Origin of the sequence: Citricoccus sp. NPDC079358, from assembly GCF_040702545.1 — a bacterium.
GTDB lineage: Bacteria > Actinomycetota > Actinomycetes > Actinomycetales > Micrococcaceae > Citricoccus.
The window spans coordinates 54,773-76,021 of the sequence record NZ_JBFBLI010000012.1 but is presented as its reverse complement, the minus strand read 5'-3'; the positions used below and the strand labels follow the sequence as shown (position 1 = coordinate 76,021).

General features: G+C 70.6%; 17 protein-coding genes. 8 read left to right on the top strand and 9 right to left on the bottom strand.

Going from position 1 to position 21,249, the window contains the following annotated elements:
• Window positions 1-16: 16 nt before the first annotated feature.
• Both AB0333_RS13965 and AB0333_RS13960 read left to right on the top strand, forming a co-directional pair.
• Window positions 17-787: an ABC transporter ATP-binding protein gene (locus tag AB0333_RS13965; protein WP_366219287.1), complete on the top strand. Its 771-nt coding sequence runs from the start codon at window positions 17-19 to the stop codon at window positions 785-787.
• Window positions 784-2,250, top strand: coding sequence for a permease (locus AB0333_RS13960; protein WP_366219286.1), 1,467 nt, complete (start codon window positions 784-786; stop codon window positions 2,248-2,250). The genes AB0333_RS13965 and AB0333_RS13960 overlap by 4 nt, the downstream gene beginning before the upstream one ends.
• An 88-nt stretch (window positions 2,251-2,338) precedes the next feature.
• Here AB0333_RS13960 and AB0333_RS13955 read toward each other — a convergent pair whose 3' ends face one another.
• The 6 genes from AB0333_RS13955 to AB0333_RS13930 are packed head-to-tail and all read right to left on the bottom strand — an operon-like array spanning window position 2,339 to window position 9,652.
• A complete protein-coding gene (locus AB0333_RS13955) occupies window positions 2,339-3,418 on the bottom strand; it encodes a PEP/pyruvate-binding domain-containing protein (protein ID WP_366219284.1) in 1,080 nt (359 codons plus the stop codon).
• Between the two features lie 10 nt (window positions 3,419-3,428).
• The gene (locus AB0333_RS13950) at window positions 3,429-5,285 is read right to left on the bottom strand and encodes a PEP-utilizing enzyme (protein WP_366219283.1); all 1,857 of its coding nucleotides are present in this window, start codon (window positions 5,283-5,285) and stop codon (window positions 3,429-3,431) included.
• The gene (locus AB0333_RS13945) at window positions 5,282-6,217 is read right to left on the bottom strand and encodes an HAD hydrolase-like protein (protein WP_366219282.1); all 936 of its coding nucleotides are present in this window, start codon (window positions 6,215-6,217) and stop codon (window positions 5,282-5,284) included. The genes AB0333_RS13950 and AB0333_RS13945 overlap by 4 nt, the downstream gene beginning before the upstream one ends.
• Entirely contained in the window at window positions 6,214-7,689 is a 1,476-nt protein-coding gene (locus tag AB0333_RS13940; RefSeq protein WP_366219281.1) for a pyruvate/oxaloacetate carboxyltransferase, read from the bottom strand. Before AB0333_RS13940 ends, AB0333_RS13945 begins: the two co-directional genes overlap by 4 nt.
• Window positions 7,686-9,104 carry a biotin carboxylase N-terminal domain-containing protein gene (locus AB0333_RS13935; RefSeq protein ID WP_366219280.1) on the bottom strand — a complete coding sequence of 473 codons (1,419 nt, stop codon included), beginning with the start codon at window positions 9,102-9,104 and terminating at the stop codon, window positions 7,686-7,688. The genes AB0333_RS13940 and AB0333_RS13935 overlap by 4 nt, the downstream gene beginning before the upstream one ends.
• Window positions 9,101-9,652 (bottom strand): biotin/lipoyl-containing protein, encoded by a 552-nt coding sequence (locus AB0333_RS13930; protein WP_366219278.1) that lies wholly within the window; start codon window positions 9,650-9,652, stop codon window positions 9,101-9,103. The genes AB0333_RS13935 and AB0333_RS13930 overlap by 4 nt, the downstream gene beginning before the upstream one ends.
• A gap of 401 nt (window positions 9,653-10,053) precedes the next feature.
• On the opposite strand from AB0333_RS13930, the gene AB0333_RS13925 reads away from it, so the two are divergent.
• The gene (locus tag AB0333_RS13925) at window positions 10,054-12,150 is read left to right on the top strand and encodes an acetoacetate--CoA ligase (protein ID WP_366219277.1); all 2,097 of its coding nucleotides are present in this window, start codon (window positions 10,054-10,056) and stop codon (window positions 12,148-12,150) included.
• A 34-nt stretch (window positions 12,151-12,184) separates the two neighbouring features.
• On the opposite strand, the gene AB0333_RS13920 is transcribed toward AB0333_RS13925, so the two are convergent.
• On the bottom strand, window positions 12,185-12,991 hold the full coding sequence (locus tag AB0333_RS13920) for an IclR family transcriptional regulator (protein WP_366219276.1): 807 nt from the start codon (window positions 12,989-12,991) through the stop codon (window positions 12,185-12,187).
• A 309-nt stretch (window positions 12,992-13,300) separates the two neighbouring features.
• On the opposite strand from AB0333_RS13920, the gene AB0333_RS13915 reads away from it, so the two are divergent.
• The 4 genes from AB0333_RS13915 (at window position 13,301) to AB0333_RS13900 (ending at window position 16,630) form a co-directional block, all read left to right on the top strand.
• The gene (locus AB0333_RS13915; RefSeq protein WP_366219274.1) at window positions 13,301-13,798 is read left to right on the top strand and encodes a DUF2975 domain-containing protein; all 498 of its coding nucleotides are present in this window, start codon (window positions 13,301-13,303) and stop codon (window positions 13,796-13,798) included.
• Window positions 13,798-14,109 (top strand): helix-turn-helix transcriptional regulator, encoded by a 312-nt coding sequence (locus AB0333_RS13910; protein ID WP_366219273.1) that lies wholly within the window; start codon window positions 13,798-13,800, stop codon window positions 14,107-14,109. The genes AB0333_RS13915 and AB0333_RS13910 overlap by 1 nt, the downstream gene beginning before the upstream one ends.
• Complete coding sequence (locus AB0333_RS13905; RefSeq protein ID WP_366219272.1) at window positions 14,102-15,250, top strand: NAD(P)/FAD-dependent oxidoreductase; 1,149 nt, start codon at window positions 14,102-14,104, stop codon at window positions 15,248-15,250. Before AB0333_RS13910 ends, AB0333_RS13905 begins: the two co-directional genes overlap by 8 nt.
• 336 nt (window positions 15,251-15,586) lie before the next feature.
• Complete coding sequence (locus tag AB0333_RS13900) at window positions 15,587-16,630, top strand: LLM class flavin-dependent oxidoreductase (protein WP_366219320.1); 1,044 nt, start codon at window positions 15,587-15,589, stop codon at window positions 16,628-16,630.
• A gap of 22 nt (window positions 16,631-16,652) precedes the next feature.
• On the opposite strand, the gene AB0333_RS13895 is transcribed toward AB0333_RS13900, so the two are convergent.
• The gene (locus AB0333_RS13895) at window positions 16,653-19,586 is read right to left on the bottom strand and encodes an FAD-binding and (Fe-S)-binding domain-containing protein (RefSeq protein ID WP_366219271.1); all 2,934 of its coding nucleotides are present in this window, start codon (window positions 19,584-19,586) and stop codon (window positions 16,653-16,655) included.
• 124 nt (window positions 19,587-19,710) lie between these two features.
• Here AB0333_RS13895 and AB0333_RS13890 point away from each other — a divergent pair, with 124 nt between their 5' ends.
• Window positions 19,711-20,289 (top strand): DUF2087 domain-containing protein, encoded by a 579-nt coding sequence (locus tag AB0333_RS13890; RefSeq protein WP_366219269.1) that lies wholly within the window; start codon window positions 19,711-19,713, stop codon window positions 20,287-20,289.
• Here AB0333_RS13890 and AB0333_RS13885 read toward each other — a convergent pair.
• The gene (locus tag AB0333_RS13885; protein WP_366219268.1) at window positions 20,286-21,224 is read right to left on the bottom strand and encodes an aspartate dehydrogenase domain-containing protein; all 939 of its coding nucleotides are present in this window, start codon (window positions 21,222-21,224) and stop codon (window positions 20,286-20,288) included. The genes AB0333_RS13890 and AB0333_RS13885 overlap by 4 nt on opposite strands.
• Window positions 21,225-21,249 lie beyond the last annotated feature (25 nt).

Below are 21,249 nucleotides of genomic sequence, written 5' to 3'. Positions count from 1 at the left end.
GCGGGAGAGTGGAGACATGATGAATCGACCCTCGCCCCTGCTCGCCGCCCGCAGCCTGACCAAGGCCTACGGGCCCACCCGCGCCCTCGACGGCGTGGACCTGACCGTGCACGCCGGGGAGTCCGTGGCCATCATGGGCCCCTCCGGCTCCGGCAAGACCACCCTGATGCACGTGCTCTCGGGAATTCTGTTGCCCGACGCCGGCTCGGTGCTGTTCACCGCGACCGGCGCTGAGCCGACCGAGATCACCACCCTGAACGAAGAGGCCCGCGCCCGGCTCCGCCGCGAGCGGCTCGGGTTCGTGTTTCAGGACGGGTTGCTGCTGCCCGAACTGACCGCCCAGGAGAACGTGGCCCTACCGCTGCTGCTCTCCGGGGTGCCCCGCCCCGCCGCCGAGGCCCACGCGGCCCAGTGGCTGGCCACCCTCGGTCTGGACGGCATGCAGACCCGCCGCCTCGGCGAACTCTCCGGCGGCCAGGCCCAGCGGGTGGCCATCGCCCGCGCCCAGGTGGCTGATCCGCAGGTCGTCTTCGCCGATGAGCCCACCGGTGCCCTCGACTCCACCACCTCGGCCTCCGTCCTCGGAGCCCTGCTCGACTCCACCGTCGGCCGCGGCCGCACCCTCGTCATGGTCACGCACGACCAAGCCACCGCCGACCGCTGCTCCCGCCTCGTGCGTGTGCAGGACGGGCGGATCGTGGCCGATTCGGCGGCCGGCGCGCCTGGCGCGGCCGGTGCGACCAGTTCAACCAGCTCGGAGACCTACCGGACGGAGGCCACCCGATGACCACCTCCCCGCACACCCATTCCGGACCCCGCGTGGGATTCACTCCGCTGGGCGGCCAGGACAAGCCGGGCACGACGCCGGCCGGTCACCTCGCCGCGGTCCCCGGCCGGCCGCTGTCGGCCGCGGGCCGCGGGGCATCCCGTGGAACCGGCGCCGTGCTGAAGCTGTTCCTGGGCAAGCTGTTCTCTGACCGCCAGGTCTGGGGGCTGCCGGTCACCGCCTTCGCGATCGTCGGCACGCTGGCCCTGCTCGTGGCCGGCGGTGCCGCCTCATTCTGGACCATCAAGGGGGACCTGGCCGGCTTCTACCTGATGCTCTCCGTCTTCGCGCTGATGCTGCTCGTGTTCCCGATGGCCGGCCTGGCCGGATCCGCGGCCAAACTGCTCGCCCGGCGCCGGGACGAACGCCTGTCCTCCCTGCGCCTGCTGGGTGCCGGGACGGGTACGGTGCGCACCCTGGCCGTCGTCGAGTCCGTGGTGTTGGCCGCGGCCGGGCTGCTGCTCGGCGTGCTCGGTTACCTCGTGTTCATGCCGCTCGTGGGGCTGATTCCGTTCGTGGGGCGGCCGATCGGGCTGGAGGGAATGTGGCTCGGCACCGGCTGGCTCGTCGCCGTGGTCGGCGCCCTGCTGGTGATGGCCGCCGCGAGCTCGATGGCCGGGCTGCGGCGGATCGAGATCACCCCGTTGGGGGTGCGCACCCGCCAGGAGGCCTCGAAGGTCCACTGGGTCCGCGTGGTGCTGGCCGTGGCGGGCCTGGCGCTGGCCCAGGTGGTGCTCAACGCCTTCGGAGCGGCGAACATGATGGTGCTTCTGATCATCATGCTGGTCGGCTTCAGCCTGCCGATGATCGCCCTGCACTTCATCGGCCCCTGGCTGGTGGGCGTGGTGACGCGCCAGACGTGGCGCCGCGCAGACACCGCCGAGAAGCTCGTGGCCGCCCGCAACGTGCTCGAATCCCCGCAGCAGGCCTGGCGGCAGATCGGCGGGCTGGCCGTGACCGTGTACATCGGCGTGGTCGGGGGAGCGGGCATGGGGCTGGCCAACTCCGTCTCAGCCGACGGGATGCGGACCGAGGACCTGCTTCTCGTGGCCGACCTGCGCACCGGAGTGCTGCTGACCATGCTCATCGCCTTCGTGCTGACCGCTTGCTCCGTGGGCATCACCCAGGCCGCGCAGGTGCTCGACCGCGCGGACATGTACCGGGGACTGGGCCGGCTCGGCATGACGGAGGCGAGCATGGAGGCCATCCGCCGACGTTCGGTGATGGGGCCGCTGTGGATCGTGCTGGTGTTCACCCTGGTGGCCGCTGTGGCGACGACCCTGCCCGTGATCGGCGCCGCCGTGATCTTCAGCCCGCTATCCATGGGCCTGGTGGCGGCCGTGCTGGTGCTCGGCGTGGTGCTTGTCCGCCTGGGCGTCACCGCCTCCCGGCCCACGCTGCGCGGGGTGCTGGCGGAGGGCTGATGTCCGGTCTCCGGGCGCTGTGGTGGCACCTCTTGGGGCTGAGGGGATCCCAATCAGCCCCAAAGGTGCCACCACACGATCGTCAGGATCAGTGGGAGTGGCCCGAGCCGCCCAGCTCCGCGGCGCCGCCGGAGATCGAGCCGGTGATCCAGCTCATCATGCCTGCGGCGGCATCGAACTTCGGCTTGCGCTCCGCGTTGGACCAGACGGTTTCCGGACGGCGCTGTAGCAGGATCAGGTTCTGGCCCTCCGGCAGTTCCTCGTCGATGGCGAACTCGATGTCCTGGGGCGCCCCGCCGTGCACCTTCTCCAGGTTCTTGCCGTAGTGGGCCAGGGCGACGACCTCCTCGTCGCTCAAGCACAGCACGTCTTGGCGCTCATCGGGGACCTCCTGCGGGGCATCCCCGCGGCGGTACTCGATGTGCTTGTGCCCGGCTTCGCGGACCACGATGTCCAGGGTGATCTTCTCCAGCATGTAGCGGTCCGGGGTGACCTCACCTCCCACCACGGACAGCCCCAGGCCCCAGCTGGCCTCCAAGACGATCCGCGAGCGGTCGCCGGTGGTGGGGCTCAGAGTGAACATGACGCCGGCAGCCCGGGCACGGACAGTCTTCTGCACCACCACGGCCATCTCGATCTCATGCGGGTCGATGCCCTTCTGGGCCAGGTAGGAGAGCACCCGACCTGAGTAGACGCTGACGTAACACTTCTGGACGTAGTCGACCACGGCGTCCTCGCCCACGATGTCCACCCAGGTCTCGAACTCACCGGCGAAGCTGGCGTCCACCGAGTCCTCGGCTGTGGCGCTGGAGCGGACCGCCACGGCAATATCCTCCACTCCGGTGTCAGCGCAGAGCTGCCGGTACGCCTCCCGGATGGGACCGGCGATGTCCTCCGGCATCCCAACTTGTTTCATTCGCTCGGTGATGGTGCGCTCGGCCTTGTCAAAAGCGGCCTGATCAGCTTCGGGGGACAGGCCATTGAGGATGCCGGTGGTGAAGTCCTTGAGGCCGGACTCCTCCCGGTAGCGCCGGTAGGCCTCGGCGGTCACGGAGAAACCCGGAGCCACGGGCAGGCCCTCGGCGGTCATCTCCGCGAGGCTGGCCGCCTTGCCGCCGACCTGGCGGACGTCCTTGCACTCGTCAAGGGTGAAATTCAGGGTGTACATGGGAGGTTCCTTACTCGGTCTCGTCGTCCAGGAAGGTGACGCTGCCGGACTTACCATCGATCCGGACCCGCTGGCCCGTGGTGAGCCGTGCGGTGGCGTAGCCGGTGCCGACCACGGCGGGGATGCCGTACTCGCGGCAGACGATGGCTGCGTGGCACATCATGCCGCCGATGTCCGTGATAACGCCGCTGGCCACGGCGAAGGCGGCGGCCCAGGACGGCGCGGTGATGGGGGCCACCAGGATCTCGCCGGGCTGCAGGTCAGGCAGGTCCTTCTCCGAGCGCAGCACCCGGACGGGTCCCTCGACGATGCCGAGCGAACCGGGGATCCCGGCCAGCCCGTTCTCGTCCTGTCCGGCCCCCAACCATTCGTTGACGCGCTCGGTGGTGACGCCGTAGTTCATCACGGCGAACGGGTCGGTGATCTGCTCCGGCGGGATCCCGTAGGCCGGTGGGGCAGTCACGGACTTCAGGGCGGCCACCATCGGCCTGCGCCTCTCAACCTCGGCCCGCCAGCGCTGCTTTCCGCGGATCGGGACGCCGATCGCCCAGGACTGCACCACGTCCGCCAGGGCCATGTCCACCTCGAAGCGGTTGAGGTAGAACATGTCCTCGGGATCCTCGAACAGCCCGGCGTCCACGAGGAACCGGGACAGCTCCCGGGCCTTGGCCCAGAACACGTTGTGGGCCCAGTGCTCCACGTAGATGTTGTGCTCCTCGATGTACGGGAACACCGTCCGGGCCAGGTTCAGCAACTCGTTGAACTGGGAGGCCTCCTCCGCGGTGAGCAGGGCGCGGTACTCGCCGACGATCTCCTCACGTTCGGCCTGCAGCCGCTCGATCGGCCGGTCGATGTCCTCCCCGGCGGCGATCTTGTCCGCGTAACGGGAGATGCTGCCCAGCGGGATGGACAGGTCGGAGTTCCAGGTCTCCTGGTCGTGCGTGAAGCCGTACTCGGTGAAGTAGTCGAACCACGGATCCCGGGCGGCATCGAAGGCGGCGAGCCAGGTGCGGCCGTTCTCGGTGGATTCCAGCACGGCGCGCAGTTCCCTGGCCTTCACGGAGCCCTCGGAGCCGGCGCCACCCTCCCGGAGCGTGGTCACTAGGTCCAGCTCCACGGCCTGCCGGGCGAGCTGGCGCAACTCGTCATCGGGGCGGAAGGCGAGCACGTCCAGGCCAGCCACCATCCGGGAGATCGACTGGTCGGTGATCAGCGGGAAGGCCTGCTTGCAGAACTGGAAGAACGTGATGTAGCCGCCGTAGCCGAGGTTGAGGAACTCGAAGTGGTATTGCCAGGTGGCCAAGAACTGGTCGGTGAGCCGGTGGTAGTTCTCCAGGATATCCATGGACACGGAGCGCCCGGTGGCCTCGTCCACCACGGAATCCGGCTCGTATTCGGTCAACGGCGGGAAGCTGATCTCGTCCATCGTGGCGATGGCGCCCTCCATCTTCGTCTTCCACTTCCCGTAGAGCTCGTCCCAGTTCTGGTAGTAGTAGCCGGCGCGCTTCTGGAAGACCTCGGCGCGTTCCTGGATGCGGGCCGGATCGGTGATGCCCTGCGGGGCGATGTATACGTAGCCGTTGAACACCCGTACGTCGAGGCCGAGGGACACCGGCAGGGCGAAGATCCGGGTGGAAAAGGTGCCGACCCCGTAGTACACGGCCTCGGCACCAATGCTGTCGAAGGGGTGGGTGCCGCGGGACCAGTGCATGGTGTCCGCGAACCACAGCAACGAGTCGTCGTGCTCGCGGGTCTCCTCGCTGGGGACCATGTAGTACGGGTACATCTCCTCCCAGCCCTCGCCCCCGGCGGGGACCTCGGCCTCGTGGAAGAAGGGGAAGCGGCTGTCGGGGGTCTCGGTGCTCATGGTCGTGCTCCTTCGGACGGCAGGGGATGAGACGTGGGGGATTCAGGTCGTGGCGACGAGTGGGGGGACAACAGCTCCAGCAGATCGGCGACGCCGGCCAGCGCCACATCCGGACGGCGCTCGCCGTCCAGCGTGGCCAGCAGGGCGGCGTCCGTGGCGCCGGAGAGTACCAGCGCGGCGTTCGCGCCCATGGCCCGGGCCAGGTCGATCTCGGCGGTGGCGTCCCCAACGACGGTGATGGCCCCGGCCTCCACGCCGAGGTGTCTCTGCAGGGTCTCGCCGAGGGCGGGGGAGGGCTTGCCCAGCACCTGAGGATCCACGCCGGTGGCCCAGGCAATGGCGTGGGCCACCACGGAGGACAAGGCCACGGATTTCCCGCGGCCGCCGTGGAACCACGGCGAGGCGACGGTGGTGTACAGCGGGGCGCCGGCGTCCACGGCCAGGCAGGCTGCGTTGAGCTCGTCCCGCGTGTAGGAATCCTGGGCCCCCACCAGCACGACGTCGGCCAGTTGGCCATCGCGCGCGGCTTGCGGCTCCGCGAGGTCGAGCCCGAGGCCGGTCAGCGGCTCGGTGATCCCCTCGGCCCCCAGGGCCAGGACCGTGGCGGTGGGATGGTGGTGGGCGATGTACTCGGCGGCGGCCGAGCCGGCCGTGATGAAGTCCTCGTCCCGGGCGTCCAGGCCGAGGGAGCGTAGGTGCTCCGCGTAGTGCGCCGGGGTGCGCTCGGAGGCGTTGGTGCAGATCACCACGGAGTGCCCGGCGCCGTGGAGGTGCTCGAGCAACGCGGTGGCCCCGGGCATGGCCAGGCCGCCGGAGCCGCCGGCCCGCGAGGTGCTCACCAGGCAGCCGTCCACGTCCAGCATCCAACCGCGGGAGGCGGTCACCGCCTCGGGTTTCGGCGTGAAGCCGGGGAGGAAGGTCGAATCGGTCATGGGGTGGTCTCCGTTCCGGGGGCCTCGCGCTGCAGGGACAGGGAGGTGTTCCCGTCGCTGATCGAGATCGAGGTGGACTTCTTCGACCGGTCCAGGGCGGTCAGCAGCGTCTTCAGGGTGCGGGCCGGGGCCGTCTTCTGCGCGGCGTACATGGCGTCAACCTGCTCGTGCGGCATGACCGCCCGCAGCAGCAATTCCTCGTCGCTGAGGGTCTCCCCGAAGCGGTGTCGGAGGTCCTTGAGGGTGACGGACTGGCCGTCGTCGGGCTGCTGCCGTCCGCGCTCGGTGTTCAGGGCGCGGTCCTTCAGCGCTGGGTCCACCTCGCCGGGAAGGGGGCCGAAGTCCCCGCGGATGAGGTCGATGACCTCGTCCGCGACCTGCTTGTAGCGCTCGCCGGTCATGACATTCAGGGTGGCCTGGGTGACGATGTACTGGGCAAAGGGGGTCATCACGATCGGCCAGCCAAGATCTTCGCGCACCTGGACGGATTCCTCAATGACGGCGTCGAAGAGGTGCTCCTGCCGGATCTCGGCCAACTGGCGCCGGGTGGTGGACTGCACCCCTCCGGGGATGTTGTGGCGGTAGAAGGCCTCGTCGTACTCGCTCGGCGATCCGGCCGGCAGGTTCTTGATCTTGGCCTGGCGCCGCAAGTATGCGCTGGCCCGGGCCATGGCGTCGAGGTCCACGTCCACCTCGTGGCCGCGGGCGCGCAGGTTCGCGACCAGCCGCTGGGCCTCCGGGTGTGAGGCACCGTTGGCCAACGGAGGCAGGGCGCAGTGGAGGGTGGGCACGCCCAGGTCGGCCGCCTCCAATAAGGTGATCGGGGCGAGCCCGGTGGTGGCGTGGGAGTGGATCTCCCGCAGCGGGTGGCGCTGCATGGCCTGCTGCAGCTGCGGAATGAGGTGGCGGACCACGTCCGGGGTCAGCAGCCCGGAGGGGTCCTTGAGGTAGAAGCCGTCGATGTCCTCCGAGGCGTCCAACTGGCGGGCCTTGTCTGCGAAGTACGCGTCCGTGTGCACCGGGCTGGTGGTGTAACAGATGCCCCCGATGACCTCCTCGAAGCCGACCCGCTTGGCCATGGCGGCGATCTTTGCGGCCGATTCCATGTCATGCATCGGATCGATCACCCACATCTTGGTGATCCCGTTGCGGGCCAGCACGGAGTAGGCCAGCTCGAGCACCGCGTCCGGGGTCCGGTGGAAGGTGATGAACCGCTTGCCAGTGGTCAGGAACCCGAGTTGGGTGCTCCGGGCCCGGTCCCGGGCGACGCGTAGCCGTTCAAAGGGATCCTCGCGGTGATAGCGCACCGCGGTGGCCAGGATGGTGGAGGTGGCCAGTTCGATGGTGCGGTAGCCGGTCCGGTCCAGGTTCGGCATGACGCCCTCGACCATGCGGGTGGTGACGCCGGTGGCGCCCCAGATGGACTGGTTGCCGTCTCGCAGGGAGACGTCCACGAGGTCGATGGTGCTCATGCGCTCATCCTCTCGGTGCTGCTGTCGGATTCGCGGTCCTCCACCAGGTCGGCGACCAGCTCCTCCAGCGAGTGGTTGAGCCAGTGCGTGGTCACGCTGTTGTCCCGGTACCCGGGGTGGGCCAGGATCCGCTGCAGCAGCGGCAGGGAGGTGGTGACCCCCTCGATCACGAAGGCGTCCAGCACTTGCCCCATGCGCTCGATCGCGGCGGCCCGGTCCGGGGCCCAGACGATCTGCTTGCCCATCAGCGCGTCGTAGTAGGGCGGGAAGAGATAGCCCTCGTAGATGTGGGAGTCGAGCCGCCCCCCGCCGGCCGGCGGGGGGCTCCACCGGGTGACCCGGCCAGGCGAGGGAGCCAGTCCGCGGGCCGGGTCTTGGGCGGTGATGCGGCACTCCACAGCGTGGCCGGTCAGGGACACGTCCTCCTGGGTGATCTCCAGCGGGCTGCCCAGGGCGGCCAGCAGCTGCTGCCGGACCAGGTCCACGCCGGTGACGGCCTCAGTGACCGGGTGCTCGACCTGCAGGCGCGGGTTGACCTCCAGGAAGGCCAGTTCGTCCCGGGCCACGTCATAGAGGAACTCCACTGTGCCCAGCCCTACGTAGTCCAGGGCCTCCGCGATCCGCAGGGCGCTGCGGTGCAGCAGCTCACGGGTGGCCTCGGGCAGGGCCACGCAGGGGGCCTCCTCCACCACCTTCTGGTAGCGGTACTGTACGGAGCACTCGCGCTCGCCGAGGTGGATGCGGTGGCCGTGGCGGTCGCCCAGGATCTGCACCTCCACGTGCTTGGCGTCGGTGACGAAGCGCTCCAGGAACACCAGGCCGTTGCCGAAGGAGGAGGCCGCCTCGGAGGAGGCCAGGTGCCAGGCGTCCTCCAGGTCCCCGGCGGATTCCACGAGCTTCATGCCGCGCCCTCCGCCACCGTAGGCGGCCTTGACGAGCACCGGGTAGCCGATCCGCTCGGCCAACGCCCGGACCTCCTCGATGCTCTCGGCGGTGCCGCCGGCGGACACCGGGACGTCCACGGACTCGGCCAGCCGGCGGGCGGTGAGCTTGTCTCCCAGGGACTCCAGGGCCTCGGGGGAGGGGCCGACGAAGACGAGGTCCTCCTCGGCGCACTTCCGGGCGAACTCGGGGTTCTCGGAGAGGAAGCCGTAGCCGGGGTGGATGGCCGTGCAGCCGGTGGAGACGGCGGCCTGCAGCACGGCGTCCATGTTCAGGTAGCTGTCCGAGGGGCGCGGGCCGCCGAGCACCACGGTGCGGCCGGCGCGGCGGGCACCCAGGGTGTCCCGGTCCGCGGCGGAGACGCCGAGCACGGTCTCGAAGCCGAGGCGGTCGCAGGCCTCGATCAGGCGGACGGCAATCTCGCCGCGGTTGGCGATGAACACTCGCTGCGGGGTTCTGGCGGCGGCGCTCATGCGGTCACCTTCACCGCGAACAGCGGCTGGTCGAACTCGGCCAGCTCACCATCATGGAGGAACACCGCGGCGACCTCGCCGGTGACGCCGGCGGAAACCGAGTTCATCAGCTTCATCACCTCGATGATGCACAGGGTGGTCTCCGGTCCGACGGCGTCCCCCACCTGGACGAAGGGCGCGGCACCGGGTTTCGGGGCGCCGTAGAACGTGCCCAGCATCGGGGCCTTCACGACCATATGGCCCTCAGGCAGGGCGGCCGGGTCCAGGCCCGCGCCGGCGGTGGAGTCGGCGGGTGCAGGGGCGGTAGCTGGTGCCGGTGCGGGTGCGGCCGCGAGAGCGGGCGTGGCCGGCGCGGCCGCTGGGGCCGGGGCTGCGGCGATCCCGGCCCCAGCGGCGGGTGCGGCGGGAGCGAAGGCCCCGGGGCCGGCGTCGTACCCGCCGCGGCGGACATGCAGGCGCAGGTCGCCGTGCTCGAAACGGAAGTCGGTGAACTCGGTCTGGTCCAGTTGCTCGATGATGGCAGCGAGTTCCTCGAGGTCGAAGTTCATGCGGGGCCGTCCTTCGTGGCTGAGGTGTGCGTCGGTCAACATGTCGGTTGGAGCAATGCGCAGTGACTGTCATCACGTTGTGGCGAGCGTAGGCAGTCGTTGTGACCCGCACCACAGTGGGGGCTCAAGTTCCGGACCGCGGAATATGAACACGCCCCCTGAGATGGAGCCAGGGGCTGGAACCTGCTCGCTCGACCCCATCGGGTTACCGGGGGTCCCAGTCATTCCCCAGGGCGGAATGCCTGCCCGTGATGTGGCTCACCGGGGCGGGGGTGAGTAGCGTCACGGTGTGCATTGACCCGCGCTAACGCCTGAGCACACGGCCGCTGACCGCCCGCTGGCCCCCGCTAGACCAGAACACCCGACCCAGACCCAGACTGCGACGGAAGACAAGGACGACCATGACCACCACTGAACCCGGGACCCTCCTGACCCCCGCCCCGGACCGCGCCGATTGGCGGAACCACCGGATGGGACGGTTCCTTGAGGGAATTGAGTCCACGCGCGGGGTGAGCTTTGTCGACTATGAGGACGCCTGGGCCTGGTCCGTGGAGCACCTCGAGGAGTTCTGGCAGGAGGTCTGGGACGAGTTCGAGGTGATCTCGCACAGCCCGCACACAGCGGTGCTCACCGACCGCACCATGCCCGGGGCGCAGTGGTTCCCCGGGGCCACCCTGAACTACGCCGAGCACGTGTTCCGGAGCCTTCGCGCCCGCAGCGGGGACATCATGGTCACCTCCCGCAGCCAGACCAACGGCTTGGTGGAATGGACCGGGGCGCGGCTGCTGGAGGAGGTGGCCCGCATCCAGGCTGGCCTCGTGGCCCGCGGAGTGCGGCGCGGCGACCGGGTGGGCGCGTACCTGCCGAACATCCCCGAGACCCTGGCCGCCTACCTGGCCACCACCGCGCTGGGGGCCATCTGGTGCGCCGTGCCGCCGGAGATGGGACCGCAGTCCGTGCTGGACCGGCTGACCCAGTTGGACCCGGCCATCCTGCTCGCCATCGACGGCTACACCTACGGCAAACGGGACCTCTCCCGCGCGGATGACCTTGCCCGGATCCGCCGGTTCCTGCCCGAGGCGGAGACCGTGCTGCTGCCCTATCTAGACCCCGAGGCCACCGCGCCCGAAGGCGCTGAGACCTGGGCCGAGTTCACCGGCCGCACCGGTTCCGCGGCTGACACCACGGCGCACGACGCCGGCCCGGCCGCCGCGCAGGGAACGGAACCGGCCGGCGTCGGGCAACTTCCGGAAATCCACGTGGAACCGGTGCCCTTCGATCACCCGCTGACGGTGCTGTTCTCCTCCGGGACCACCGGCCGCCCCAAGGCGATCGTGCACTGCCACGGCGGGATCTTGCTCGAGCACCTCAAGGCCCACGGGCTGCACTTCGGGATGAGCGACGCGGACAACGCCTTCTGGTTCACCACCACTGGCTGGATGGTATGGACCATGGGCATGTCCTCCCTGCTGCTGGGGGCCTCCGTGGTGCTGATGGACGGCGACCCGAACTACCCGAGCGCGGACGGCGAATGGTCCCAGTGGGCCGCCATGGCCGAGACGGGGGCGACCTACATGGGTACTGGCGCCGCCTACCTGGGCGCCTGCGCGCACGCCGGGCTGACCCCGGGGAAGACGTGGGACCTGTCCCGGTTGCGGGAAATCCAGTGCTCCGGGTCCCCGCTGGCCGCGGACGTGGCCGGCTGGGTGCTGGAGGAGGTCAATCCCGACCTGCTGCTGGCCCCCACCTCCGGCGGCACGGACATCTGCGCCGCATTCGTGGGCGCCAGCCCGCTGTCCCCGGTGTGGGCCGGCGAGATGTCCTGCCGGCCGCTCGGTGTGGCTGTGGCGGCCTGGGACCCGGAGGGGCAGACGCTGCACGGCGAGGCCGGTGAGCTGGTCTGCACGGAGCCCATGCCCTCCATGCCCGCATTCTTCTGGGGCGATGAGAACAACGAACGGTACGAGGAAAGCTACTTCGGCGCCTACCCCGGCGCCTGGCGCCATGGCGACTGGCTGGTGGAGACCGAGCGGGGCAGCTGGGTCATCACCGGACGCTCGGATGCCACCCTGAACCGCGGCGGCGTGCGGCTGGGTACGGCCGAGTTCTACGCGGTGCTGGATGCGCTGCCGTCGGTCCAGGACACCATGGTGCTGCACTTCGAGGACTCCAGCGGCATGGGCAAGCTCGTGCTGCTCGTGGACGCGGGGGAGGACTTCGCCGCCGGGGAGGCCGCCCAGGATGCGGCCCGCCGGGAGGCGCTGGAGAAAACCATCCGGACCACCCTGCGCTCCGAGTTGTCCCCGCGCCACGTGCCGGACCACGTGGTGTTCGTGCCCTCCATCCCCCGCAACCCCACCGGCAAGCGCCTGGAGATCCCGCTCAAGCGCATCATCCAGGGTGCCGTGCGCGGCGAGGTCATGGACGTGGGCGTGGTGGCCCGGCCCGAACAGGTGGACGACACCGTGGCCCGCGTCAAGGAGGCGCTGGGGCGGTAACTGGGACGGTCAGGGAGTCAGTCGCCGATCGGGGCTAGTTCTCGCTCCGGGCCAGCCGGGACTCCAGGATCCTAGCGGCGGACCGGAGCACCTCAACGTGGCGGGGCACCTCGGCGTGGCTGAACCGTAGGGAGGGGGTCGCCGTCGTGAGTCCGGCCAGCGGCCGGCCGAGGTAGTTGACTACGGCGATGCCCACGCCCACCACGCCCTGCTCCGTCTCCTCGATGTTGGTGGCGTAGCCATCATGGCGGATGCGCGTCATCCGGCGCTTGAGCGTGGACAGGGAGTGGATCTTCGCGGTGGGCCAGTCCGGCACGCCGGCCCGGTAGACCTCCTCCAGCTCCTGGTTGGGCAGCCGGGAGAGCAGGGCCTTGCCGCCAGCGGAGGTGAAGGCGGGCATGGTGTCTCCGCGGCGCATGGCCACCCGGAGTCCGCGGGGGGACTCGATCCCGTCCAGGAACTGGATGTCCCCACCGCGCAGCACCATCACCTGGGTGGTCTCCCCCAGCTTGTCCACCACGTGCTCCAGGGCCGGCTGTGCTGCGGCGAGCAGTCCGCCCACTGCCGGTGGCCGGGACCGGGAATCCGAGAACGCCGGCCCGATCCGGTACCTGCGCAGGTGGTCCTGGATGGCGTAGTCGCGGAAGGCCAGGGCGTTGAGCAACCGGTGTGCGGTGGAGGGCGCCACGTCCAGATAGGCGGCGGCCGTGGTGACGGAGACGGAGCCCTGACTGCGTAGCAGGCCGAGGAGCACCAGGGCGCGGTCCACCGACTCGACGGGGGAGCGGTCCCCGGCGACCGACCCTCCGACAGGGTCAGGTCCAGGCGCGGCGTGATTCACGTTTTCAGGGTAGAGGAGTGGCTCCAGGGGAGGCGCCCGATGCGGCATTGACGGCTCCGCCGGCCCCTGAAGCAGGCGGACGTGTTCGGGGCCGAATTCGGACACCGAAGTCACGCCGACCAGTGCGAGGGCGACCTGGATCTCGGCCCGTTCGGGGCCGCAATGGCGGGCCTGCCCGCCTCCGAGGTGGACGGTGCCTTGGCAATGCTCACTTGGGTCCAGGTCATCGGTTCACCGTCGGCCCACCGATAGCCTTAGCTATCGTTTAACGATAGATTGGCATCGAAACGCAATCGATGGAGGTTCGTCTTGCCCGCTGCCGTCCCCCGATCACTCGTGGTCATCCTGCGGACCATGCTGCTCCTGGCCGCCGCTGGCTCCCTGGTTGTCCTGGCGGTGATCCTGCCGCTGCTGTGGATCGACCTCCATGGCGTCTCCATGGCCTATGCCATCCCTCTGATTGCCGCGCTGGCCCTGAGTGTGGCATGCCTCCAGGTGGTGGGGGTCTGCATCTGGCGCCTGTTGACACTGGTGCTGCGCGGTCGGATCTTCTCCCGCTCCGCGTTCCGTTATGTCGACGTCATCACGGGAGCCGTGGCAGCCGGCGGTGTCCTCCTGGTGGTCATCGGCGTGGTCCTGAGCGGGGGAACGGCCGCCCCCGGACTCGTCCTGCTGATCGGCGGTGCGGCACTGCTGGCGTTCGCGGCGGCCCTGACAGTGAACGTCGCCCGGCGGCTGCTGGCCCAGGCGGTGGAGCGTGACACTCAGGCCAGGCGGCTCGAAGACGAGCTCTCGGACGTGATCTGATGCCGATCATCGTGGACGTGGACGTGATGATGGCCCGCCGGAAGATGGCGGCCGGCGAGTTGGCGGAGGCCGTCGGGATCACCCCGGCGAACCTGGCCGTGTTGAAGAACGGCCGGGCCAAGGCCGTCCGGTTCACCACGCTGGCAGCCTTGTGCCGCGTGCTGGAGTGCCAGCCCGGTGACCTCCTGCGCTGGGAGGCTGCTGGGCAGGATGCTCCGGAGGGCGACCACGAGGGCCGCGGGGAGGACGGGGACCGTGAGGGCCGCGAGGGCCGCGAGGGTCGGCGGGAGGACGGCTATGGCGGTGACTGAACGGAGCGCTGACGTAGACGTCCTGGTGGTCGGGGCGGGCCTGGCCGGACTGTATTGCGCCACCCAGTTGGCACGCGCCGGTCATCAGGTGCTGCTGGCGGAGCGCCGCCCCACACTGACGGGCACCGTCCGGACCACCGGCATCTTCGTGCGCCGGACCCTCGAGGACTTCGCGCTGCCCGAGGAGCATCTGGGGCCGGCCATCCGCCGCATGGTGCTCTATCCGCCCGGGCTGACGGGCCCGGTGGAACTGACCAGCGATCGGGACGAGTACCGGGTCGGGGACATGGGGCCGCTCTATGTGGCGGCCGCCCGCGATGCCGTGCGCGCCGGCGTCGACCTGCGGCTGTCCATGCGCTTCACCGGCCAGGGGGAGGGCGGTTGCCTCCTGGAGCGGAAGGGCACATACCTTCTCGAGGACGCCGCGGGCCCACTCCTGGTCCGAGCCCGCTTTGTGGTCGGTGCCGATGGCGCTCGGTCCAGGGTGGCGCGGGAACTCGGGCTGAGCCGCAACCGCCACCTGCTGGTCGGGGCCGAGGAGGTCTTCGCCGACCGCCCCGACGGCTCGGACCCCGCCTTTCACTGCGTGATCGATCCGAGGCTAGCGCCCGGCTACCTCGCGTGGGTGCTGCGGGACGGCGAACACGTCCACGTGGGCACCGCCGGCCATGCCCACCGTTTCCCACGAGGCCTGTACAGCGCCCTGCGCTCATTCCGCGAGCGGGCGCCGGGGCTGGAAGGCGTCGGAAGGCCGGAGCAGGTGGAGAAGCGCGCCGGGCCGATCCCCGTGGGCGGGGTGCTGCCCCGGATCGCGTCCCCGGCCGGACTGCTCGTGGGCGACGCCGCCGGTGCGGTGTCCCCGCTCACCGCCGGAGGGCTCGATCCGTGCCTGCGGCTGTCCGGGCATGCCGCTGAGATCCTGGATGGTGCCCTCCGAGCCAGCCGGCCGGCGGCGCTGAAGGCCTATGACGGTCACGCCTTGCGGGCCCGATTCCGCAAGAGACTGCTCCTGCGCAAGGGCCTGGACGGGCTGCGCACGCCGGCCCTCGCCTCGAGCGCCTTCGCCGTGTTGAGGACCCCGCCGGGCCAGGCGCTGGCGCGGCGAATCCTCTTCGGCAACGGCTCCTTCCCGCTGCCGTAGCTCCTGCCTGGCCCCCTGCCATGGTTCGGTGGCCGGTGTCCCGTATCCGGTGTCCGGCCAATTGAGTCGGGAGTTGTGGTGCCGATCCAGTCCCGGACCGCCACCACAACTCCCGACTCGATGCAGGGCTGCCGAGGCAGAGCAGGTTCATTGAAATCTCAAGGAATGTAACTGGTCGGGTCCAGTGTTCACCCTGATGTGACCGAGAACCCCAGCCCCCAGCCCGAGCCCACTCCTGCCGCACACCCCGCCGCACACCCCGCCGCACACCCCGCCGCACACTCTGGAGCAGTCTCCGCCCCGCGGCCCAACCCGTCCACCGAGCGCGCCGACTCCGTGCCCGCCGGTACGGTCGAGTTCGGCCTGCACACCTTCGGCGACGTCACCCAAGACCTTGACGGTCAGCGGCTTGAGCACCCCCAGGTACTCCGCAACGTCGTGGCCGAGGCCGTGCTGGCGGATCAGGCCGGTGTGGACGTCATCGGCATCGGCGAACACCACCGCCCCGACTACTCGGTGTCCTCGCCGGAGATGGTCCTGTCCGCGATCGCCGGACAGACCGAGCACATCAAGCTGATCTCCGCCGTCACCGTGCTGTCCTCGGATGACCCGGTCCGGGTCTACCAGCGCTTCGCGACTCTGGATGCCGTCTCGAACGGCCGCGCCGAGGTCTCCCTGGGCCGCGGCTCCTTCATCGAGTCCTTCCCGCTGTTCGGCTATGAGCTCTCCGACTACGAGATGCTCTACGAGGAGAAGCTGGATCTCTTCGCCCGCCTGCGTACCGAGAAGCCGGTGACGTGGCAGGGCAACACCCGGGCCGCGCTGCAGCGCCAGTCCGTGTTCCCGACGACGGCCCACGAGTTCGGTCTGCCCGCCTGGGTGGCGGTGGGCGGCACCCCGACCTCGGTGGTGCGCGCGGCCACCTACGCGCTGGGGCTCGAGTTGGCGATCATCGGCGGCACCCCCGATCGGTTCAGGCCCTTCGCGCAGCTCTACCGCCGCGAGATCGAGGCCCGCGGCTTCGAACCGCGCCGGGTGGCCCTGCACTCCCACGGCTTCGTCGCCGCCACGGATGAGGAAGCCGCCGAGCGGTACTTCCCGTACTGGGAGGCCGCTATGACCAAGATGGCCGCCGAGCGTGGGTGGCCTGCGCCGACTCCCACTCAGTTCCGCCAGGAGATCACTCATGGCGCCTTGCACCTCGGCTCCCCGGAGACGGTGGCCCGCAAGGTGGCCCTGAGCATCCGGACGCTCGACGCCGGCCGCTTCGGCATGAAGTACGGCAACGGTCACCTGCCCCACGAGTACATGCTGGAGTCGATCGAGCTCTATGGCTCGAAGGTCAAGCCGATGGTCCTGGACATGCTCGCCGGCTCCTGACCGAGACCGTAGACAGCTTGGGTCAGTAGCCCCGCAGCGCGGCCGCGATGACCTGGACCAGATGACGGCTGTCGAGACCCGCCAGATCCTTCACCTGCGTGCGGCAGGAGAAGCCGTCGGCCAGCACGGCCCGGTCCGGGTTAGCCTCCGCCTTGGCCAGGATGCCCTGACGGGCGATCGTCTCCGAGATCTCGTAGTGTCCCTGCTCCATGCCGAAGTTCCCGGCCAGGCCACAGCAGCCGTTGGAGGTCTCCACGTCACAGCCCAGGGCCTCCAGGATCGCCTCGTCGGCTGAATAGCCCATGACCGCGTGGTGGTGGCAGTGCGGCTGGACCAGGAGCCTGCCGTCCGCACCCTGGGCCCGGGGCGGCGTCCAGTCAAGGTCGGTCAGCAGCTCGGCCACCGTCCGTACGGCCGTCGCCACCTCTCGGGCGCCGGGGTGCTCGGGCAGCAGTTCCACGAGGTCCGAGCGCAGCGCGGCGATGCAGCTGGGCTCCAGCCCGACGACGGCCCGCCCGGCCCGCACGTGCGGCAGCAGGATCTCCACGGTCCGGCGCAACGTCTCCTTGGCCGCCGTGAGCTGCCCGGTCGAGATCAGCGTCAACCCGCAACAGGCCTGCTCGCCGGTGGACTGCCCGACCACCCGCACCTCGCACCCGGCGGCGTCCAGCACCTTGAGGGCATCCGCGGGGATCTCCGGGGAGAGGGCGTCCGAGAAGGAGTCCACCCACAGCACCACCTGACGCCGGCCGTCGTCGTGTCCCGGAGCCGGCCGGGCCGCCTCCGACCACCGGAACGGTGCACGCGGCAACAGCGGCAGGGACCGGCGGGCGTCCGCACCCATCAGCCTCATCATGGTCCGGCGCAGCACCGGCACCCGGCCGGCGGCGTTGACCAGGGGGGCCATGGGTGCCGCGAGCCGCAGCCAGAACGGCAGGCGCCCCAGGGTGTAGTGGGCCAGCGGACGCACTTTTCCGCGGTAGGTCCGGTGCAGGGTCTCGGACTTGTAGGTGGCCATGTCCACGCCGGTGGGGCAGTCGCTGGCGCAGGCCTTGCAGGACAGGCACAGGTCCAGGGCCTCATGGACCTCGGGGGACTCCCACCCGAGCGTGACGACCCCGCCGTTGAGCATCTCCTGGAGCACCCGGGCGCGCCCGCGCGTCGAGTCCTTGTCATCCCCGGTCGCCAGGTAGGACGGGCACATGAAAGTGCCCTGCTCGCGCAGGTCCGCCCGGCACTTGCCGATGCCCACGCAGCGGTGCACGGCGTCGGCGACCGAGCCGTCGTCGTCGGCGAAGGCGAAGCCGTCCGCGGCCCGCTCCTCGGAGGAGGCGGGGCGGCGCAGGGCCGCGTCGATCGGGTCCGGGTCCACCAGCACCCCCGGGTTCATCAGCCCCGCCGGGTCGAACAGCGCCTTGAACTGGGCAAAGGCGTCCAGGGCCTGCGGCGAGTACATGGCCGGCAGCAATTCGCTGCGCGCCCGGCCGTCCCCGTGCTCCCCGGCCAGGGACCCGCCGTAGCGGGCCACCAGGGTGGCGGCGGACTCCATGAACTCCCGGAACTCGGAGGAGCCGGAGGCGAAGGGGAAGTCGATGCGCATGTGGATGCAGCCGTCGCCGAAATGCCCGTAGGCCAGGCCGGAGAGGCCGCGGCCGTCCATGAGTTCTTTCAGATCCCGCAGGTAGGAGCCGAGGTGCTCCGGGGGCACGGCGGCGTCCTCCCAGCCGGGCCAAGCGTGGGCGCCCGCGGCCGTCCGCACCGCCAGCCCGGAGCCGTCAGCGCGGATCTGCCACAGCCGGGCGGCCTCCGGGCCGGAGGGCAGCACCACCGCCTCCAGGCCGTGGGCGGCACGGACCATCGCCTCCGCGGCGGCCACCGCCGCGGCCGTGTCCGCCCCGCCGACCTCGACCATCAGCCAGCCACCGCCAGCCGGCAGCTCCGGCACGTCGTCACCGCCGGGGGACCGCCGCACCACCTCGACCATCTCGCCGGACAGGCCCTCCAGCGCCAGCGGCCGATGGGGCAGCAGGGAGGGGACGTCGTCGGCCGCCGCGGGCATGTCCGGGTAGCCGATCACCGCCAGCGCGGGCGCCGGGGCCCGGGGCACCAGTCCCACCTCCGCCTCGAGCAGCACCCCGCACGTGCCCTCCGTCCCGGCGAGCGCCGCGGCCAGGTTGCGGCCGTTCTCCGGCAACAGGTGTTCGAGGCTGTAGCCGGAGATCTGGCGGTTGAACCGGCCCAGCTCGGTGCGCAGCAGCTCGAGATGCTGCTGGATGAAGGATTCCAGCCCGGGCACCTGCTCCACCGCATCGCGCCCCGGCACCACGTCCAGGATCCGCCCGTTCGGCAGCAGCCAGCGCAGGCGGCGGACATTGTCCGCGGTCCGCCCGTAGGCGAGTCCGTGGGGGCCGCACGCGTTGTTGCCGATCATCCCGCCGATGGTGCAGCGGCTCGCCGAGGACGGATCCGGCCCGAACCGCAGTCCGTGTGGCGCCGCGGCGGCCTGCAGGTCAGTCAGCACCACCCCCGGTTGCACGACGGCGGAGCGGGCCTGAGCGTCGATCCCCACGATCCGATGCAGATGCTTCCCCACATCCAGGACCAGCCCGGGGCCGACGGCATTGCCCGCGATGGAGGTGCCCCCGCCCCGCACGGTCACGGGCAGCCCGTGCCGGGCCGCGATCCGGACGGCTGTCACGACATCGGCCTCGTCCAGCGGGCAGACCACCACCCGTGGCGCGATCCGGTAGTTGGAGGCGTCCGAGGAGTAGAGGGCCCGCCGCAGCGCTGAGGTGTGCACCTCACCCCGCAGCTGCTGCTCGAACTCCCGGACCGCGGCATCGGCGCCCGGACCGGTCTGCGGATCGGTGGCCGGGTCGGTTGCCCGGCCGGCCGGGCCGTCGTTCTGGAGTGTGGTCGGCTGGGCGTCCGGATCCAGGTCCGTCTCAAGGTCCATGGGTGGGGTCCCTTCGGGGTGCGGGCGGCATCGGGTCCTGTCCCTGCACTGTGCCGGACGGCGAGGACACGGGCAAGCGTGGAGGACCCTGTCTGTTGTGCCGGGCTTGGGCAATACTGGTCCCATGAGTGATCCAGCCAACACTCCCGCCGCCCCGTCCCCGCACCCCTCCGACGCCGCCCCCGACTGGAAGCCGATCCTCGCCGCCCTCGGCAAGGAGGCCGCCCGCGCGGTCTTCGCCCGGGCCGCCCTCGGCACCCTCGACCCCGTGGCCCGCGGGGACCTGACCACCAAGGAGCAGAAGTCCGTGGAGGGCTGGCTGAAGCTCGGCATCCTGACGGAGGATGACATCGGCTCCGTCACCGTGGACGGCAACGCCCTGCGGGCGCCCCTCACCGCGCTCGCCGCCAGCGGGACCGGGAAGGCGCGGGCCGGCGTCGGGAGGTTCCTGGTGGCCGGTCACGGGCCGCGCATCGAGGCGATGCCCGCCTCGCCGGCCGAGCGGACCGAGGTGCTGCGGTGGGTCCGCGATCATGCCCTCGGGGTGGACGAGGTCCTCACGGAAGCGCAACTGAACCAGCGGTTGCACGTGTTCCATCCGGACGTGGCGATGCTGCGCCGCCACCTGGTGGATGCGTCCCTGCTGGAGCGCACCGCGACCGGCACCGAGTACGCGATCCCGGCGGATTCCCGCATTCCCTAGCCGCGGAGGTCGAGGGCCTGGCGGATCGTGCGGGTCACCGAGAGGGCCGTCATGCCGGATGTCTTCGGGTTCTCCGGGCTGGGCGCCGATTCGAAGGCCAGCTCGATCCGCCCGGCAGGACCGGTGGCCAGGATCTCGTGACGGCTGCGCTGGGCGGCCGCGTCGGCGACCAACTCCACCTGGACTCGCTCCAGGGACCGCCGCAAGAGTTCCGCATCCTCCGGCAAGTCGCCACCGTCAGCACCGTCAACCCCAACGTCAACCCCGACGCCGGCCCCCGGCCGCCCGCGGGTGGCCCACGCGAGCCCGACGGCGACGTTGACGTTGGCGGGGAACCGTTCGATGGCCTCGGCGGGACCTCCGGCGAAGACCGTCAGGGGACCGTCCTCGGGGCGCAGGGCGTGCAGCCGCTCCACCTCGTCCGGTGCCATCCAGGGTCGGAGCAGGGAGGTGGGGAGCTTGGTGGTACGGATGCGGACCGAGTCCAGGCCGTCGGCGTCGGCCGCCGCGGCGAGGACGTCGAAGCCGCCGATGGCCCCGTTGGTGACCCAGAGCCGCCCGGGACCGGACAGCAGTGTCCGTGCCAGGTCCGGATCGGCGAGGGCGCCGACGCTCGTCAAGACCAGGTCGATCCCCGCGGCAATGACCTCGGGGCCGTACTCACCGGCTGCGTCGACGCCGGCGCACTCCACCACCAGGTCGGCCTCGGACAAGGCCTCGGGCCACGTGGGGCAGTCGGTGTCCTGACCGGTGGTGACCAACTCGACTCCGGGGACGGACCGGTGACCGTGCGAGGCCACGTTGCGCTCGGCCGCCCGCAGCTGCAGCAGCCCAGCGTCCCGCTCCGGGGCCAGCAGGGTGGCTACGTGGCGGCCGATGGCGCCGAAACCCAACAGGAGCACGCGGGCGGGTGCGGGCCGTACGGTCTGGGACATGCGGTGTCCTTCGCGGATGAGGGAT

Bases quoted from the DNA above. Each gene is read 5' to 3' on its own strand.
- AB0333_RS13885 (WP_366219268.1), bottom strand. From the start codon at position 21,224: ATGTCCCAGACCGTACGGCCCGCACCCGCCCGCGTGCTCCTGTTGGGT.
- AB0333_RS13895 (WP_366219271.1), bottom strand. From the start codon at position 19,586: ATGGACCTTGAGACGGACCTGGATCCGGACGCCCAGCCGACCACACTC.
- AB0333_RS13955 (WP_366219284.1), bottom strand. From the start codon at position 3,418: ATGTACACCCTGAATTTCACCCTTGACGAGTGCAAGGACGTCCGCCAG.
- AB0333_RS13925 (WP_366219277.1), top strand. From the start codon at position 10,054: ATGACCACCACTGAACCCGGGACCCTCCTGACCCCCGCCCCGGACCGC.
- AB0333_RS13935 (WP_366219280.1), bottom strand. From the start codon at position 9,104: ATGAGCGCCGCCGCCAGAACCCCGCAGCGAGTGTTCATCGCCAACCGC.
- AB0333_RS13945 (WP_366219282.1), bottom strand. From the start codon at position 6,217: ATGACCGATTCGACCTTCCTCCCCGGCTTCACGCCGAAACCCGAGGCG.
- AB0333_RS13930 (WP_366219278.1), bottom strand. From the start codon at position 9,652: ATGAACTTCGACCTCGAGGAACTCGCTGCCATCATCGAGCAACTGGAC.
- AB0333_RS13965 (WP_366219287.1), top strand. From the start codon at position 17: ATGATGAATCGACCCTCGCCCCTGCTCGCCGCCCGCAGCCTGACCAAG.
- AB0333_RS13960 (WP_366219286.1), top strand. From the start codon at position 784: ATGACCACCTCCCCGCACACCCATTCCGGACCCCGCGTGGGATTCACT.
- AB0333_RS13890 (WP_366219269.1), top strand. From the start codon at position 19,711: ATGAGTGATCCAGCCAACACTCCCGCCGCCCCGTCCCCGCACCCCTCC.
- AB0333_RS13910 (WP_366219273.1), top strand. From the start codon at position 13,798: ATGCCGATCATCGTGGACGTGGACGTGATGATGGCCCGCCGGAAGATG.
- AB0333_RS13940 (WP_366219281.1), bottom strand. From the start codon at position 7,689: ATGAGCACCATCGACCTCGTGGACGTCTCCCTGCGAGACGGCAACCAG.
- AB0333_RS13950 (WP_366219283.1), bottom strand. From the start codon at position 5,285: ATGAGCACCGAGACCCCCGACAGCCGCTTCCCCTTCTTCCACGAGGCC.